The 827-nt window shown below is 62.3% G+C and carries 1 protein-coding gene; it reads left to right on the forward strand.

From position 1 onward, the window contains the following. Positions 1–504: 504 nt before the first annotated feature. A partial coding sequence (locus G6034_RS19435; protein WP_176636746.1) for a site-specific integrase occupies positions 505–827 on the forward strand: 323 nt, incomplete at its 3' end.

Raw genomic sequence — 827 nt, forward strand, 5'->3', positions numbered from 1 at the left:
TTCATCTGATGTGAAGTCATCGGTTATGTGAAGTCTCTGGCGTTTGGGCTGGTGGGCGGCTTGCTGTGTGTCGACTTCTTCGCATAACCGAGGTGCCCTTGATTGATCATGGTATTCAATCAAGGAGGATGATCGTTGATGCCTTGTGTCAGCGAGTTGGCGGCCCAAGCGGCCGCGTTCATGGTGCAGGCTGGCTACTCTCATGGCTCATGCGCCCAGTACCAGCGAGTCTGGGATCAATTCGGGGAGTATTGCGCAGCGAGTGAGATTGAAGACCCAGGCCGGGAGGCGGCCGCCCAATTCTGTTCGGCTGCTGTCGCGGATGGCGTTGGGCAGTGGCAGGTCTTCCACCGCCGGGCTGTGGGCTGCTTGTTCGACGTGGCCGAGACGGGCCGATTCGCGTTGCGCGCAGGGTCCGGGAGAATCCCGGCACCCGAGGTTTTCACGGCGGAGTACGAGGTGTATGCGGCGTCACTAGCAGGGCGTGGGCTGGCGGAGACGACCGTGCGGGGCAAGACCGCGATGCTGCGCCGATTCTTGGCGGTCCTGGCCGGTTCGGGGGTTCAAGAGATGGAAATGCTCACCGTCATGGATGTCTCCGATTATGTTCGCTCACTGGCGTCAATGGCCGCGTCCAGCCGTGCGGGCCAATTGTATTTCCTGCGTGAGTATCTGCGATTCGCAGTGCGGGAGCACGGCGCTGATCCTGCCCTGGGTGCCATGTTCCCGGTGATCGTCACCGACAAGGACGCGGTCCTGCCTTCGGTCTACCGACGGGGCGAGGTTGCCGGGGCCTTGGCGCAGGCTGGGAACGCGTCCGAGTCACC

Origin of the sequence: Arthrobacter wenxiniae (genome assembly GCF_013376105.1) — a bacterium.
Taxonomy (GTDB): domain Bacteria; phylum Actinomycetota; class Actinomycetes; order Actinomycetales; family Micrococcaceae; genus Specibacter; species Specibacter wenxiniae.